The organism is Planktotalea frisia (genome assembly GCF_001890925.1).
Lineage (GTDB): Bacteria > Pseudomonadota > Alphaproteobacteria > Rhodobacterales > Rhodobacteraceae > Planktotalea > Planktotalea frisia.
In genome coordinates this window covers 1-16,160 of the sequence record NZ_MLCB01000140.1, presented here as the reverse complement: position 1 = coordinate 16,160, position 16,160 = coordinate 1, and the positions used below count along the sequence as shown (strand labels likewise).

The following is a 16,160-nucleotide window of genomic DNA, read 5'->3' as shown; positions in this document are numbered from 1 at the left end:
CGCTCCCCATTGCCCACCGTCAGGCTAGGGGAACGCGCGTTACTTGTCCAAAGATGCTTTACTCAGCAGCGCGCCGTGGCAGCGTCCAGTTTGGGCGCACAAAGTGGCATGTATAGCCATTTGGAATACGCTCTAGATAGTTTTGATGCTCCGGTTCCGCTTCCCAGAAATCGCCCACTGGTTCTAACTCTGTCACAACGACACCGGGCCAAATTCCAGACGCATTCACATCTGCAATCGTATCTTCTGCAATCGCTTTTTGCTCTTCATCCACGTAGTAGATCGCAGAGCGATAGCTGAGCCCACGATCATTGCCCTGGCGGTTTTCCGTCGTAGGGTCGTGGATTTGAAAGAAAAACTCGAGCAAGTGTCGATACGTCATGCGCGCAGGGTCAAAGATCACTTCGATCCCTTCTGCATGTGTTCCGTGATTGCGGTACGTCGCATTCGGCACGTCGCCACCTGTGTAGCCAACGCGGGTCGAAATCACCCCATCCATTTTGCGGATCAGATCTTCCATTCCCCAAAAACATCCTCCGGCTAAAACTGCGCGCGCTGTCATGCTATATCCTCCACTTGATCCAAATATTTACCGTAGCCTTCGCCATCCATGTCGTCCTTGTGGACAAACCGAAGCGACGCGGAATTGATACAATAGCGCAAGCCACCACGGTCTGGTGGCCCATCATTGAACACATGCCCAAGGTGGCTATCCCCATGCGCAGAGCGCACTTCCGTGCGCACCATACCGTGCGTTGTGTCGCTCAGTTCAGCAACAAATTCATGCACCAACGGCTTGGTGAATGAAGGCCATCCGCATCCGCTCTCGTATTTATCCGAAGACGCGAACAAAGGCTCACCCGAAACGATATCCACGTAAATCCCAGGCTCTTTATTATCGAGGTACTTGCCCGTTCCAGGACGCTCTGTCCCGCTTTCTTGCGTAACGCGGTACTGCTCTGGATCGAGCGTCGCGATCACGTCCATATCTTTGCGATAGTCAGCCATGGCATCCTCCTGCTTGGTCTATGAAGCATTAAATGGGGTGCCATCACAAAAATCAAAGGATGATTTCAAATCGCACGCGAAGCTGTGAACTATGCTGCAATACGTGGACGGCCTGATGCCTCTACGGTTATGACCGCTTCGATAAACACTTCGCGCGCTTCGGCCTGCGCCAGTTTCACGTCGTGGGTTGCGTGGACATGGATATCCTGCGCACCCGAGTTTTCCGCATCGCTTTTCGCGAGGTTCCTGAGATGGGTTTCTAATGCTTGCAACGCCAACTCACTTTCCGCGAAATCCTGTGGCCCTGTCTCAAAATGCACGCGGTAGCAGCCCTCACTTGGCGCAGTGACAGTCCCTTGCCGACGCATTGTGACGCGTCCAACAACTGCCCCGATTGCATTTGCAACCCCGCCATGCTCAGGCAAGATCGCCGCACAACCAAGCCGTTCACCCACCGCAGGATAATAACTCATCGCAGAGGCCCCAAGCCCGACAACAGGCAAGTTCAGCCCCGTATCGATCCGCATCAGTCCACGGTGGCCAGACAGCCCCCTTTGCGTCAAAACATGCCGCGCCAAGTCCGCCGCGGGCAATCCAAAGCTCTCTGCTTCCTCCGCAAAAGCAGTCTCTAACAAAGCCAATGAAGTCTGATGGGTCAGTTGATCAACAATAGTTTGCGCCATAACTTCTGGCTCTGGTGCCAACATATCCCCCGACCCAGTTCGGCGACGCCCCATCAAAACCAACGCCTTCTTCGCTGCCTCTGCATCCCACGCATCGACACGCCCCAAAGCATGGCTTGCATCGCTCGGCGTCAATGCAGCGATCTGCACCAACCCACGCTCGACCAAGCGCTTCAACGCTTGCGCTTCAATACGGTTCTTCAAGGCCTGCCCCATGGGCAAAACCTGCTCGCCAATATGCTCTAGCAACGCCATTTCGCGCGCACCTAGCCCATCACTGCGCAACCCCTTCACAGCGCGCACGAACCGCCCGTCATGTTCATTCGGCACAGCGCTGCGCATCTGCGCATCTAATGCTTTATGCACCACATCCGGTGCATCCATCGCAATCAGTGACACAGGCACAACTCGCCGCGGCCCAAGCGTGACACCGCCTTGCAGCCCTTCGCTAATAAAATGCACCTCACTGTCGCCACCAAGCCCATGGGTGCGCATCGCCACCGCTTCAACCATAGTTCTATATGGCCCCACCTGTGCACCCATCGGATCAATCGCAGGGCGTCCGTCGCGCAAAACTGCAATATCCGTCGTCGTACCCCCAATATCAGAGACCAACGCATGATCCGCACCCGTCAACCAACGCGCGCCAACAATGGAGGCAGCAGGCCCACTGAGGATCGTTTCAATCGGGCGTTCTCGCGCCATATCAGACCCTATCAAGGCCCCATCGCCCCGAACCACCATCAACGGCGCATCAATACCGAGCCGCTTCAACGTGCTTTGCGCAGAACCTATCAAGCCGTCGATCATACCGATCAACCGCGCGTTCAACAACGCCGTCATCGCGCGCTTGGGTCCATTCAGCTTTGCAGACAACTGGTGTGATGCACTCACAGGTGCGTTCAATTTCTCACCAATCAACGCCATAACTGCCAACTCATGCGCCGGATTGCGCGTTGCAAATTGCGCAGCAACCGCGAACGCAGATACATCAGAATGCGTCTCTAAAAAGCGGTTTAGAGTTTCAATGTCCAAAGCAGCCGCTTCACCCCCCGCATGATTATGACCCCCCGCAAGGATCAAAGCCGGATCACCCTTCAACGCATCACGCAAACCATGCGTGTCAAGATCACGTTCTTTGAACCCCACATAGATCAACGCTACGCGGCTGCCCTGTCCTTCGACCAACGCGTTCGTCGCCAAGGTCGTTGACAAGGACGCCATTGCCACCTCTGATGGATCAACGCCGCTCTCTGTCAATACCGCCTCAATCGCGCGACCAATCCCCAGAGACAAATCATGCTTGGTTGTCAGCGATTTGGCGCTCGCCACAACATCGCGCTCATCACGCAACAAAACGGCGTCAGTATATGTGCCGCCCGTATCCACACCCAACAAAAGCGCCATGACATCTCTCCCTTACCTCACCGACCCACCTAGCAGCAAAACGCGACACGTCCCGCCCATTCGCGGCACTTCGCCTTCCTCTCTTCAAAAATATCCCTCGCAGAGCGTCCCGTACTCTCAAGCCAAACGCGCACTCGCCCAACGCGCTGCATCCGCAACTGCCTCATCAGGGTCATCCACCAATTCTTGTGCAACAAAACGCAATTCGGCCACGCTCGAATTTCCAATCGCATAGAGCACATTGCGCACAAATCGATCTCGCCCGATCCGCTTGATCGGCGATCCTGAAAACATCGTGCGAAACTCTGCATCATCGAGCCGCGCGAAGACTGCAAGTCGCGGCGCGCGCAACTCATCGCGCGCGGCGTAACGCAGCTCGCGTGCTTCAACGGCAAACTTGTTCCACGGACAAATGGCCAAGCAATCATCACACCCGTAAATGCGATTACCCATTAAAGCGCGCAACTCTTCGTCCACAGGCCCCTTATGCTCAATCGTAAGATACGAAATACACCGCCGCGCATCGAGCTGATAAGGTGCCGGAAACGCGGCAGTCGGGCAAATATCAAGGCACGACGTACATGACCCGCAATGATCAACCTCTGCCTCATCAACAGGCAACTCCAAAGTTGTAAAAACAGACCCTAAAAAGAACCAATTGCCCATCTGACGGCTCACAAGATTGGTATGCTTGCCCTGCCAGCCTAGCCCTGCCGCTGCACCTAAAGGTTTCTCAGGAACAGGTGCGGTATCCACAAACACCTTCACCTCACCACCGCTTTCAGCAATCAACCAACGCGCCAATCGCTTGAGGCGCTTTTTCACCAGATCGTGGTAGTCCTTGTTCTGCGCATAGACAGAAATCGCGCCACGATCAGCGTGCTGCAAAATCTCCAAAGGATCATGTTCTGGCGTGTAACTCTCGCCGAGCATAATCACCGACTGCGCCTCTGGCCAAAGCGCGTTGGGATTCCCCCGCCACGACATGCGCTCTGCCATCCAGCCCATTTGACCATGGCGGCCTGCGTCAACGAATGTCTGCAAACGCTCAGGCACTTGCGGTACGTCCCAAGGACGACAAATGCGACAAGCGTCAAACCCTATCTCATGCGCCTCAGCGACGAGCCTGGATTTGAGATCAGAAATCAAGATCGTTGTAGTGCGCGGATGGCGGGAATCCCGGCACCTGATCCGACAGGATCGAACGGAACGCAGGGCGCGATTTAATCTTCGCGTACCAGTCTTTCACCGTATCCGAGCGCGTCCAATCTACATCAGAGCTATAGTCCAACGAAGACAAATGCGCCGCCGCCGCGAAATCCGCAATCGACATCGCATCACCCGCGAGCCAGCGGCGGTGATCCAAAAGCCACGCCATATAATCGAGGTGGTATTTGATCGCGCGCGCGCCCGCTTTGACGTTCTTGCTGTCAGGATAACCTTGCTTCATCAGCTTCTTGTTCACGCGCTCATAGAGCAGCTTGGTCGTCACTTCCTGATGAAACTTGTCATCAAACCACGCCACCAAACGACGCACTTCGTAACGCCCTTCTGCGCTGCTTGGCATCAAGGGCGGCGTCGGGTTTTTCTCTTCAAGATATTCGCAAATCGCCATGCTGTCGGGCATCGTGCGACCGTTCATTTTGAGGATCGGAACTTTGCCAGCAGGGTTGCGACGCATGAAATCAGGGTCTGCTTCCCAATAGCGTTCTTCAATCAGTTCAACGTCAATTTTCTTTTCGGCCAGAACCAAACGGACCTTGCGGCAAAAAGGGGAAAGCGGAACGTGATACAGACGGGCCATAGAACTTGGGTCTAACTCAAAATTACGTGCATCTCTGAATGCCCCGCATTACGTTTAAGTTCAATCCTCAAAACAAGCAGCGCGCCCATCGCGGCGGATCGTGGCTGCTCCGTCAATGATTTGGCGCGTGCGTTTGCGGACATAATTACTTGGGCGAGAGGCGCTTCGCTTCTTCGGAGAGGGCAAAATCGCGGCCAAACGCGCCGCTTGGGTGGCACTCAGCTTTTCAGGTCCAACCCCAAAGTAATGCCGCGCTGCCGCCTCGACACCGAACACTCCCTCATCAAATTCAGCGATATTCAGATAGACTTCCAAGATACGTTGCTTGGTCCAGATCAATTCCACCAATGGCGTTAAACCCGCCTCCAAGGCTTTGCGGACGTAACTGCGCCCATGCCAAAGAAACACGTTTTTCACCACTTGCTGGCTCAACGTAGACGCGCCGCGCGCACCACCGCTATCAACCGCTGCACGGATCGCGGTCATATCAAAGCCCCAGTGATTACAATAATTCGCATCCTCCGCCGCCACGACAGAACGCACCATAACCGGGGCGATTTCCAAAAAGGACACCCATTGCGCATCCACTTCACCACCGATGCGCAATTCTTCAGAGCGCATGTAAGGCGTCTTGGTCGGGTTCACCCAAACGTAGATAGAGACCCAAAACAGAACCGCCGCACAGATAAGAAGCGTCACACGCCAGAACCAACGCCGCACAAACAGCCGCGACGCCGTGATCCGATCTGCGACTGAACGCTTCTTCTTAGACGTGCTCTTCTTTTTCGGAGCCGGCTTTTTCTTCGCTACGCGTGCCATACAGCCACCCTATAGACCTCACCGCAATAGCAAAACGCCCGAAGTGAAACCTCGGGCGTTTTATCTGTTTCAGTTGCACTTACTCCGCAGGAACAGCTTTTTCTTCTATCCCCAAAGGATGCGGCAATTTGTTGAGCATCTCGATCGGGCAGATCTGAACGAAGTTTTTCACTTCCATATCCCAGTGCTGCAAAATCTGCTCCGCACGCACAGACCCTGTTTCGGCCAAGTGGCGCTCCACCAGTATTTTCAACTGACGCTCCCAATGCGCAGTTGTGACGGCGCAAGTGACAAGCGTTTCGTGGTTCATCAAGTTATGTGCTTCGCCCTCAGGATCATAAAGATAGGCCATGCCACCTGTCATGCCTGCACCGAAGTTCGCGCCGATGGAACCAAGGATAACAGCAACGCCACCGGTCATGTATTCACACCCGTTAGAGCCACATCCCTCAATCACTACGCTCGCACCAGAGTTACGAACCGCAAAGCGTTCGCCCGCTCGACCCGCTGCAAAGAGGAAGCCATCCGTGGCACCATAAAGCACAGTGTTGCCGATAATCGTGTTCATACACGCACGCAGCGGACTTGCCTTTGGCGGACGCACTACGATTGTGCCACCTGACAAACCTTTGCCAACATAGTCATTGGCATCGCCCGCAACTTCCAACTTAAGACCGGGCGCGGCAAAGGCACCAAGCGATTGCCCAGCAGACCCTTTCAACTGCACCGTCAAATGATCCGGCTGGAGCGAATTACGCATGCCGAAGTTCTTCACGATATGGCTGGACACGCGCGTGCCAACGGTGCGGTGCGTGTTTTGGATCGCGTAGGACAACTGCATCTTTTCGCCGTCCTCCAAGAAACGCGCAGCGTCGCGCACGATCTCGGCATCCAGCGTGTCAGGCACAGCGTTGCGCGGACGGGAACGATCATATTTGATGTCCGCCGCGCCATCGACAGTGATCAAAAGCGGGTTGAGATCAAGATCATCGAGATGCGCAGAGCCTCGGCTCACCTGGTGCAACAGATCAGCACGACCAATCACATCATCCATGGAACGCGCACCAATAGAGGCGAGCACTTCACGCACTTCCTGCGCATAGAAGGTGATGAGGTTGACCACCTTGTCCGCGTTACCCGTGAACTTATCGCGCAGCGCTTCGTCTTGCGTACAAACACCAACAGGGCATGTGTTGGACTGGCACTGACGTACCATGATGCAGCCCATAGCGATCAACGCAGCAGTGCCGATACCGTACTCTTCCGCACCCAACATTGCCGCCATGACGATATCACGACCTGTGCGCAAACCACCGTCTGTACGCAGCGTGATACGCTCACGCAGGTTGTTCATCGCAAGCACTTGGTGTGCTTCGGTCAGACCCATTTCCCACGGCAGACCTGCATATTTGATCGACGTTGCAGGTGATGCACCTGTGCCGCCATTGTGACCTGAAATCAGGATCACATCGGCCTTTGCTTTCGCAACACCAGCCGCAATCGTGCCAACGCCTGAGGACGCCACCAGCTTGACCGTCACCTTACAACGCGGGTTGATCTGCTTGAGATCGTAGATCAGCTGCGCGAGGTCTTCGATGGAGTAGATATCGTGGTGTGGTGGCGGTGAAATCAGCGTCACGCCTTTGGTCGAGTGACGCAAACGCGCGATGAGGTCAGTGACCTTCATTCCCGGAAGCTGACCGCCCTCACCGGGCTTGGCGCCCTGTGCGACTTTGATTTCCAACTCTTCACATTGGTTCAAATACTCGGCTGTGACACCGAAACGACCAGAGGCCACCTGCTTGATCTTCGCGCTTGGGTTATCGCCGTTCGGTTCCGGTACGAAGTGTGCCGGATCTTCGCCACCCTCACCTGAATCCGAACGCGCGCCAATACGGTTCATCGCAACGTTAAGCGTCTTATGCGCCTCAGGGCTAAGAGCACCCAAAGACATACCGGGTGTGACGAAACGCTTGCGGATCGCTGTCACGCTTTCCACTTCATCAACATTGATTGCTTCGCCCATTGGCTTGATGGCCAACAAATCGCGCAAGTTGATCGGCGGATTGCTTTGCATTTTGGCCGAATACTGCTTCCACATCTGGAAAGAGCCAGTGTTACACGCGGTCTGCATCATATGCATGGACTGCGCTTCCCACGCATGGGTTTCACCGCTTTTGCGAGCTTTGTAGAAGCCGCCAATCGGCAGAACATCGCGGCCACCCTGCCAGCCCAACGCGTGAATTTCTTCCGCTTTGAACTGTATGCCAGAGACACCAATGCCGCTGATGCGGGATGTCATACCGGGGAAGAATTCAGCACACATCGCGCGCGACAGGCCAACCGCCTCGAAGTTCAGACCACCGCGATAAGAGGACACAACAGAGATACCCATCTTCGCCATGATCTTGAGCAAGCCCTGATCAATCGCTTCGCGATAACGCGCGACAGCTTCGGTTAGGGTGCAATCGAGCAGGTCGCGACCGATACGATCGGCAAGGGAATCTTCGGCCAGATACGCATTCACAACCGTCGCGCCACAGCCAATGAGTACCGCGAAATAATGCGGGTCAATACACTCAGCGGCGCGCACGTTGAGGGAACAGAAGGTCCGCAAACCCTTGCGCGTCAGGTGGCTATGCACCGCAGACGTCGCAAGGATCATCGGCATGCCGACTTTGTCTTCACCCTGCGCTTGATCCGTCAGAACGATGTGCCCAGCGCCCGAGCGCACAGCATCCTCAGCCTCTGCACGAATACGCGCAAGACCCTCTTGCAAAGCGTTTGTGCCACGCTCAAAAGTACAGTCAATCGTCACCAAATCAGCGTTGAAATTGCGCGTGAGCTCATCCCACTGCGCGTTGCCCACGAAAGGGCTGTCGAGCACGAGAATTTCGGTCTGAGCAGAGCTTTCGTCCAACACGTTCTTGAGGTTCCCAAAACGCGTCTTAAGGCTCATAACGCGGAATTCGCGAAGGCTATCAATCGGCGGGTTGGTAACTTGAGAGAAGTTCTGACGGAAGAAGTGGCTCAAAGGGCGGTATTTCTTGGACAGAACAGCAGATGGCGTATCATCCCCCATAGACGCGAGCGTTTCTTTGCCATCCTCTGCCATTGGCGCGAGAATTTGCTCTAGCTCTTCAATGGTATAACCAGCCGCGATCTGACGCTTGCGCAACTCGCCACCGGAATAGATCGCCTTTTCGGTGACAGACGCCAACGCGCTATCAAGTTCGTTGATCTTGCCGACCCATTCGCCAAATGGCAGCGCCGCAGCAAGCTTGTCTTTGATCTCGCCGTCGCGGAACATCTGGCCTTTTTTCATATCCACAGCCAGCATTTGACCCGGACCAAGCGCGCCCTTTTCAACGACAGTTGCTTCGTCAATCGGAACCATGCCCGCCTCTGATCCTGCGATCAGCAGGCCATCGCCCGTTACAACGTAGCGCATTGGACGCAGACCATTGCGATCCAGACCAGCGCAGACCCAACGACCATCGGTCATGGCAAGGGCGGCGGGACCATCCCAAGGCTCCATCACGGAGTTGCAATAGGAATACATATCCCGCCAGCTTTGCGGCAATTCCATCGCTTGCTTGGACCACGACTCAGGCACCAGCATTGTCTTTGCCATCGGCGCAGAACGACCCGCGCGCACGAGAACTTCGAACACGGAATCAAGCGCCGCAGAGTCGGATGACCCGGACGGCACGATAGGCTTGATGTCTTCCGCCATATCGCCAAATGCGCTGGAAGCCATACGAATTTCGTGGCTCTTCATCCAGTTGATGTTGCCCTTGAGCGTATTGATCTCACCATTGTGCGCGAGCATGCGGAACGGTTGCGCCAGCCACCACTGCGGGAAGGTGTTCGTAGAATAACGCTGGTGATAGATCGCAAAGGAACTCTCGAACCGCTCGTCCATCAGATCTGGGTAAAATACTGCAACCTGCTCTGCGAGCATCATGCCTTTGTAGATCACCGAACGACAAGACAACGACGCAAGATAGAGCTCGCCGACGCCTGCCGCTGCTGCTGCCTTTTCGATGCGGCGACGGATCACGTAGAGCTCACGCTCGAACGTATCTTCATCCACGCCTTTGGAATTGGAGATGAGAATTTGCTCTATCTCTGGACGTGTCGCGTTGGCCTTTTCACCGAGACAAGTGATGTCCACAGGCACATGGCGCCAGCCATAGATGTAGTAGCCCATGCGCAGAACTTCGGTCTCGACGATCGTGCGGCAGGTTTCCTGAGCGCCGAAATCTGTACGCGGCAGGAAGACTTGACCAACCGCCATCAACTGATCTTTGCGCGGGGTGTGACCTGTGCGTTCAATTTGATCATAAAAGAACGAGACGGGGATTTGCACATGGATACCCGCGCCATCGCCGGTCTTGCCATCCGCATCCACAGCGCCACGGTGCCAGATCGCTTTCAGTGCATCAATGCCCGCTTCTACGACTTTGCGCGACGGAGACCCGTCCATCGAGACAACAAGACCGACGCCGCAAGAGCTGTGCTCTTCGTTCTCATCATACAGACCGTTTTCGGCCATATAAGCGCGCTTGGCTTCTTCGTTCTTCACCCAGTTTGCGTCATATACAGTCATTGATCTTCTCCTGTTTCGGGCGCGAAGAGCGCAATCGTTTCTTTGGCAGTCATCTTGCGATGTGTGCCTGCCAATGCGTAGCCAGGGGCTTGATCAGCAAAAAATTCCAATTTCAGGTCTGCGTTGGCCGCGTTTTCGAACAAACCCGCAGAAGGGTGGCGAGCGCCATCTTTTACCGTGCCGTAAAATAGCGTTGAGCCACATGTTCCACAAAACCCACGTTCAGCCCATTCGCTTGAGCGATAGGTCTTCACAGGTCCTTCAAGGCTCAAGCTGCCCTCATCAATGCCTAGCGACATAAACATAGAGCTGGTGTGGCTCCGACACATATCGCAATGGCACGCGCGCATCATCGGCTTGGACATAATCGCGCGCGCGGTAACTTCCCCGCACAGGCAATGTCCTTCTATTTGTGCAGCACTCATTCCGCCGCAACCGCAGCACTGGCGTTCAACTTATCAAGGATCGCTTCCGCGCAATCGCGACCGTCTTTGATCGCCCACACCACAAGGGAGGCGCCGCGAACGATGTCACCAACCGCATAGACGTTCTCTAGGTCCGTCTCACCCGTCGTGAACTGCGCTTTGACAGTGCCCCAACGCGTGACCTCAAGACCTTCAACGCCCCAAAGCTGCGGCAAATCCTCAGGCTCAAACCCGAGCGCTTTGATCACGAGATCCGCCTCTTCGAGGTAATCCGCGCCCTCGATCACTTCGGGTGCCTGACGACCCGTCGCATCCGGCGCGCCGAGACGCATTTTCTGCACGATCACGCCAGTCACAGAGGGGTCACCAGTGAAACCCTTGGGTGCAGAGAGCCATTCAAACACGACGCCCTCTTCTTCCGCATTTTGCACTTCGCGCATGGAACCGGGCATGTTCGCTTTGTCACGACGGTAAAGACATTTCACCGATGTCGCGCCCTGACGGATCGCTGTGCGCACGCAGTCCATCGCCGTGTCGCCGCCGCCGATGACAACGACGCGCTTGCCCTTGGCATCTAGCTGACCATCGTCGAACTCAGGCACATCGTCACCAAAGCTTTTGCGGTTGGAGGCCGTGAGATAATCAATCGCGCGCTCGATCCCCTTGGCACCAGAACCGGGGCCAGCAAGTTCGCGGGTTTTGTAAACACCCGTCGCGATGATCACCGCATCATGGGCCGCTTGGATATCCGCAAAGGAGATGTCTTCGCCCACATTGCAATTCAGCTTGAAGGTGACACCACCCTCAGCAAGCTGATCATTACGGCGCATCACAACATCCTTCTCAAGCTTGAAGCCCGGGATACCATAGGTCAACAAACCGCCCGCGCGGTCATAACGATCATAGATCGTGACCTGCACACCTTGGCGGCGCAGCACGTCAGCCGCAGCCAAACCACCGGGTCCAGCTCCAATAATGCCGACGCTTTCAGTGCGCTCGGAGTGCGGCTTGATCACTTTAACCCAACCGTTTTCCCACGCTGTATCAGTGATGTATTTCTCAACGGAACCGATGGTGACAGTGCCATGGCCGGAGCTTTCGATAACGCAGTTGCCTTCACACAGACGATCTTGAGGGCAGATGCGACCGCAAATTTCAGGGAAGGTGTTGGTTGCTTGGGAAACCTCATAGGCCTCCTGCAAACGACCTTCTGCCGTAAGGCGAAGCCAATCGGGGATGTTGTTGTGCAAAGGGCAATGCGTTTGACAATAAGGAACGCCGCACTGGGAACAGCGGCTCGATTGCTCTTTCGCCTTCTCGCCCGCGTATTCAGCGTAAATTTCGCCGAAGTCCTTGTTGCGCAAATCAGGCGCGCGCTTCGTTGGCATATCGCGCTCGACGGATACGAATTTAAGCATCGGTTGCTTGGCCATTGTCACATCACTCCTGTTGCCTGAGGAAATCCTCGGTCTGGCCTTCATATAAAACACGTGAACAGAATAAAAGTCATAAAGAGTTACCTATATCCTAAAAATATGTGATGGATTGGCGACGATCACTGCCTGATCGACCAATTTATGGTCCGAATCGGACCTAAAGTCTGTCTTCCCTCACGAATCGCACTCAGGTAGGAGGGGGCAAATTAGTTAGAAAGCCCTTTCATGTCGCTCTTTCACCTTTTCCTTGTGGCCGTCATCCAAGGCATTACAGAGTTCCTGCCGATCTCCTCATCGGGTCACTTAATCCTCCTTCCCAAGCTCACAGGCATGGCGGATCAAGGCCAAGTCATCGACGTTGCCGTCCACGTAGGCACGCTTTTCGCTGTAGTGATCTATTTTTGGAGCGATGTGCGCCTCGCAATAACAGGCGTTCCCAGATTGCTACGTGGCAAGATCGACACCCAAGGCGCATGGCTCGCGCTTTGCTTGGTTTTGGCGACGATCCCCGTGGTGATTTTCGGATTGTTCCTAAAGGTCACGGGCCTTGATGACGCGATGCGATCCGTCACAGTGATCGGGTGGACGATGCTGATCTTTGGTCTTGTTCTGTATTGGGCCGATCAAAAAGGTGGACAAGAAAAAATCGCATCGCAATGGTCCCTAAAGGATGCGCTCATCATGGGTCTTTGGCAGGCCATCGCCCTCATCCCCGGCACCTCACGCTCTGGCATCACGATCACCGCTGGCCGCTATTTGGGCTACGCACGTGAGGACGCTGCGAAACTCGCCATGCTCATGTCGATCCCGACAATCCTCGCCTCTGGCGCATTGTTGGGTTTGGAAGTCGCCAAAGACGCCGACGCTGCATTGGCAAAGGACGGTGCAATCGCTGCTGTCTTCGCATTTATCGCAGCCTTGCTGGCGTTAAGTCTGATGATGCGCCTGCTGAAATCTGTGAGCTTTACGCCCTATGTGATTTACCGCGTTGTCTTTGGCATATTCCTGATCTGGGTCGGATATAGCGCTTGAGGGTTCACCCAAAGCCTACCCTCTGTTTACCTGATCCCACTTGTGCTTAGATCGCTCCATACGGAATTGGAGTACACATGACCAAGCCAAACATCTTGTTCATTCAGGTCGATCAGCTCACCGCGGCGTCGTTGAAATCGTACGGCAACACGTTTTGTCACGCTCCCAACCTTGATCGTATCGCAGGCGACGGGATCGTGTTTGAGGATGCGTATTGCAACTTTCCGCTTTGCTCCCCTTCACGTGCGTCTATGGCGACGGGGCAGCTTTGCTCCACTATCGGGGCTTATGACAACGCTACTGAATTTCCAGCGTCCACCCCCACCTACGCCCACTACTTGCGCGCGGCAGGGTATCAAACGTCATTGTCTGGCAAGATGCATTTCATCGGGCCAGATCAGCATCATGGCTTTGAGCAGCGGCTGACGCCTGATCTCTACCCCGCCGATTTTGCATGGGCTCCCAACTGGGACAATGAGGGCGAACGCGATACTAATGACACGCGAAGTGTCACGGTTTCCGGCATGTGCGAACGCTCTGTGCAAATCGATTTTGACACTCTGGTCACGCTGAACGCCGTTCAACACCTCTATGATATGGCGCGCTCTACTGACAACAGACCGTTCTTCATGCAGGTGTCCTACACACACCCCCATGAACCCTATTTGTGTCGCAAAGAGTTCTGGGATCTTTATGAAGACGCCGACATCCCACTACCTGACGTGCCTGCCCTGTCAGCGGATCAACATGATGCACACTCTGCACGCTTGCTGTCAGATTTTGGCATGCTGGATGTGCGTTTCTCTGACGAAGATATCGCCCGTGCGCGGCGCGCTTACTATGGCTCGATCAGCTACCTTGATCAAATGATAGGCACGATCCTTGAGACACTAGAGGCGACAGGACAAGCGGATCAAACCGCAATTGTCTTCACGTCCGATCACGGTGAAATGCTGGGCGAGCGCGGGATGTGGTTCAAAAAACACTTCTTCGAACCGTCGCTCAAGGTTCCACTATTTATGAAAATCCCCGGCGTGGCACCCATGCGCGTGGCCACACCCGCGTCTTTGGTGGACCTGCTGCCCACCTTTATGGGCATCGCTCAAGGAACCGGTTGGGATAGCAATGTCGAGCCCTTAGAGGGCTGCGATTTGACGACCTTCTTTGAACAAGAACAGCCCGACAGACCCGTATACGCAGAATACCTCGCAGAAGCGACGACCGCCCCGATTTTTATGATCCGTCGCGGGCAATATAAATTCATCACCTCTTCCGAAGATCCACCCTTGTTGTTTGATCTCAAGGCCGATCCACATGAACGCGTCAATCTGGCATCCAATCCTGCACATCAAGAGCGCGTTTCGCACTTCTTACAAGAGGTCGCCCAAAAATGGGACAGCGCGAAACTGGCCGCAAACATTCGTCTCAGCCACCGTCAGCGCAAGCTCATTCTAAAAGGCTATGATCACGGGCCAAAACCACGTTGGAACCATGATGAAGACGCGAGCAGCGATGTGCTTTGGTATCGAGGGGAAGGCGGCTACAACGAATGGGCGTTTGCATACCTACCCGTTGCTTCCGAGGATCCTTAGTTTACGATCTATCAAGCGCGCAAGTTCTTCGCTGAATCCTTGATCGCCGCGTACTGTCCCGAAGGGCGAAAGCGCCACAAATATTCAGGCAGAACCGAGTCCATCGCAGAAGGCGTGATGCCAAGATCAGCAAAACCCTTGGCGTCTGCCGCAACAACATTGTCGTTGGCAAGGTTTTTCACCTGATCGCGCGTCGCAACCGGATTGGCGAGCAGACCAAGCGTTACTTTTTCAAGCATATCAAATGCGAACGCCATAAGACGCGCGGCAAAGAACGGAACGTTCAATATCAAACGACGGCGCTGCACAATACCGAGCATCTTTTCCATCAACTCGCGAAAGCTTGCCACATCAGGACCGCCAAGCTCATAGACGCCATGCGCCTGACCCAGCACACCTTTGACGGCAGCGGCAGCAACATCGTCCACATAGACAGGTTGAAATTTCGTATCAGCGCCAACCACAGGCAAAACCGGGCCCAAACGCGACATGGACGCGAACCGATTGAAGAACTGATCTTCCGCACCGAACACAATCGACGGGCGCAAGATCATTGCGTTTGGCATGTGCGCGAGCACGTTCGCTTCGCCCTGCGCTTTGGTCTGGGAATACTCGCTCGCGGCGTCTTTATCAGCGCCAATCGCGGAAATCTGGACCATCGTTTGAATGCCCGCTGCCGCCGCCAAACGCGCGACGCGCCCAGCGCCTTCGGCTTGCACCGCATCGAATTTGTTCTTGCCGCTCTGCGCAAGGATTCCGACGCAGTTCACCACTGCATCCGCCCCCTGCATAACCGCTGCAACAGACGCATCGTCGCGAATATTGCACAGCACAGGTTCAACCTGACCAACAGAGCCATACGGCTTCACGAACATCGCCTCATTGGGGCGACGCACTGCGACACGCACGCGCCAGCCTTCTTTGGCCATGCGACGGGCGATGTAGCGTCCAATGAAACCAGAGCCGCCATAGATCGTGACAAGTTTAGACATGCGAGAAGTCCTTCGTCTTTTGCTTGGTGCAGATGTACCCCGCGCTGCACGCTCTCGCAAGACGCCTAAAGCGTGCATTTCGCCTCAATTCAGCGGGTTTGTTCGAAAAACTTTGAGACCTTCGCGATTTGCATAGGTTTCGCGGCGAAACCCGTTGACAGCAAAGGCCCCCAAGTCTAAATCCCCGTTCCTAAGGCACCTGCCCAGGTGGCGGAATTGGTAGACGCGCTAGCTTCAGGTGCTAGTATTGGCAACGATGTGGAGGTTCGAGTCCTCTCCTGGGCACCAAAATCTTTCTTAAATTACCAATAAACCAAGCAAATACAGTGGTATAGCTTCTCACAGGACCA

The 16,160-nt window shown here is 54.9% G+C and carries 12 protein-coding genes and 1 tRNA gene; 3 read left to right on the top strand and 10 right to left on the bottom strand.

The genetic code is table 11. The features are described 5' to 3' along the window. Positions 1-58: 58 nt before the first annotated feature. From msrA to PFRI_RS11120, 9 genes are all read right to left on the bottom strand, one after another. Complete coding sequence (gene msrA / locus PFRI_RS11160) at positions 59-562, bottom strand: peptide-methionine (S)-S-oxide reductase MsrA (protein WP_072630788.1); 504 nt, start codon at positions 560-562, stop codon at positions 59-61. Beyond that, on the bottom strand, positions 559-1,008 hold the full coding sequence (gene msrB, locus PFRI_RS11155; RefSeq protein WP_072630787.1) for a peptide-methionine (R)-S-oxide reductase MsrB: 450 nt from the start codon (positions 1,006-1,008) through the stop codon (positions 559-561). The genes msrA and msrB overlap by 4 nt, the downstream gene beginning before the upstream one ends. Before the next feature lie 89 nt (positions 1,009-1,097). After that, on the bottom strand, positions 1,098-3,098 hold the full coding sequence (locus PFRI_RS11150) for a hydantoinase/oxoprolinase N-terminal domain-containing protein (RefSeq protein WP_072630786.1): 2,001 nt from the start codon (positions 3,096-3,098) through the stop codon (positions 1,098-1,100). Between the two features lie 117 nt (positions 3,099-3,215). Next, positions 3,216-4,247: a tRNA epoxyqueuosine(34) reductase QueG gene (gene queG / locus PFRI_RS11145; protein WP_072630785.1), complete on the bottom strand. Its 1,032-nt coding sequence runs from the start codon at positions 4,245-4,247 to the stop codon at positions 3,216-3,218. Continuing rightward, positions 4,237-4,902 (bottom strand): FtsZ-binding protein FzlA, encoded by a 666-nt coding sequence (fzlA, locus tag PFRI_RS11140; protein ID WP_072630784.1) that lies wholly within the window; start codon positions 4,900-4,902, stop codon positions 4,237-4,239. The genes queG and fzlA overlap by 11 nt, the downstream gene beginning before the upstream one ends. Positions 4,903-4,962: 60 nt before the next feature. Further along, positions 4,963-5,721, bottom strand: a complete 759-nt coding sequence (gene mtgA / locus PFRI_RS11135; RefSeq protein WP_072630783.1) for a monofunctional biosynthetic peptidoglycan transglycosylase — start codon at positions 5,719-5,721, stop codon at positions 4,963-4,965. Positions 5,722-5,800: 79 nt separating this feature from the next. Next, positions 5,801-10,333 carry a glutamate synthase large subunit gene (gltB, locus tag PFRI_RS11130; RefSeq protein ID WP_072630782.1) on the bottom strand — a complete coding sequence of 1,511 codons (4,533 nt, stop codon included), beginning with the start codon at positions 10,331-10,333 and terminating at the stop codon, positions 5,801-5,803. Beyond that, on the bottom strand, positions 10,330-10,758 hold the full coding sequence (locus PFRI_RS11125; RefSeq protein ID WP_072630781.1) for a GFA family protein: 429 nt from the start codon (positions 10,756-10,758) through the stop codon (positions 10,330-10,332). The genes gltB and PFRI_RS11125 overlap by 4 nt, the downstream gene beginning before the upstream one ends. Then, positions 10,755-12,191, bottom strand: coding sequence for an NAD(P)-dependent oxidoreductase (locus PFRI_RS11120; RefSeq protein ID WP_072630780.1), 1,437 nt, complete (start codon positions 12,189-12,191; stop codon positions 10,755-10,757). Before PFRI_RS11120 ends, PFRI_RS11125 begins: the two co-directional genes overlap by 4 nt. Positions 12,192-12,419: 228 nt before the next feature. Between PFRI_RS11120 and PFRI_RS11115 the strand changes: the two genes are divergently transcribed. Continuing rightward, entirely contained in the window at positions 12,420-13,226 is an 807-nt protein-coding gene (locus tag PFRI_RS11115) for an undecaprenyl-diphosphate phosphatase (protein ID WP_072630779.1), read from the top strand. Between the two features lie 77 nt (positions 13,227-13,303). After that, on the top strand, positions 13,304-14,818 hold the full coding sequence (gene betC / locus PFRI_RS11110; protein WP_072630778.1) for a choline-sulfatase: 1,515 nt from the start codon (positions 13,304-13,306) through the stop codon (positions 14,816-14,818). A gap of 11 nt (positions 14,819-14,829) precedes the next feature. On the opposite strand, the gene PFRI_RS11105 is transcribed toward betC, so the two are convergent. Next, entirely contained in the window at positions 14,830-15,810 is a 981-nt protein-coding gene (locus PFRI_RS11105) for a complex I NDUFA9 subunit family protein (RefSeq protein ID WP_072630777.1), read from the bottom strand. Positions 15,811-16,011: 201 nt separating this feature from the next. On the opposite strand from PFRI_RS11105, the gene PFRI_RS11100 reads away from it, so the two are divergent. Next, positions 16,012-16,098 (top strand) — tRNA-Leu (locus PFRI_RS11100). The last annotated feature ends 62 nt before the right edge of the window (positions 16,099-16,160 follow it).

What these genes read in the sequence shown, in the direction of transcription:
- msrA (WP_072630788.1), bottom strand. Translation starts at nt 562, where the DNA reads ATGACAGCGCGCGCAGTTTTAGCCGGAGGATGTTTTTGGGGAATGGAA.
- msrB (WP_072630787.1), bottom strand. Translation starts at nt 1,008, where the DNA reads ATGGCTGACTATCGCAAAGATATGGACGTGATCGCGACGCTCGATCCA.
- mtgA (WP_072630783.1), bottom strand. Translation starts at nt 5,721, where the DNA reads ATGGCACGCGTAGCGAAGAAAAAGCCGGCTCCGAAAAAGAAGAGCACG.
- PFRI_RS11125 (WP_072630781.1), bottom strand. Translation starts at nt 10,758, where the DNA reads ATGAGTGCTGCACAAATAGAAGGACATTGCCTGTGCGGGGAAGTTACC.
- fzlA (WP_072630784.1), bottom strand. Translation starts at nt 4,902, where the DNA reads ATGGCCCGTCTGTATCACGTTCCGCTTTCCCCTTTTTGCCGCAAGGTC.
- PFRI_RS11150 (WP_072630786.1), bottom strand. Translation starts at nt 3,098, where the DNA reads ATGGCGCTTTTGTTGGGTGTGGATACGGGCGGCACATATACTGACGCC.
- betC (WP_072630778.1), top strand. Translation starts at nt 13,304, where the DNA reads ATGACCAAGCCAAACATCTTGTTCATTCAGGTCGATCAGCTCACCGCG.
- PFRI_RS11115 (WP_072630779.1), top strand. Translation starts at nt 12,420, where the DNA reads ATGTCGCTCTTTCACCTTTTCCTTGTGGCCGTCATCCAAGGCATTACA.
- PFRI_RS11105 (WP_072630777.1), bottom strand. Translation starts at nt 15,810, where the DNA reads ATGTCTAAACTTGTCACGATCTATGGCGGCTCTGGTTTCATTGGACGC.
- PFRI_RS11120 (WP_072630780.1), bottom strand. Translation starts at nt 12,191, where the DNA reads ATGGCCAAGCAACCGATGCTTAAATTCGTATCCGTCGAGCGCGATATG.
- gltB (WP_072630782.1), bottom strand. Translation starts at nt 10,333, where the DNA reads ATGACTGTATATGACGCAAACTGGGTGAAGAACGAAGAAGCCAAGCGC.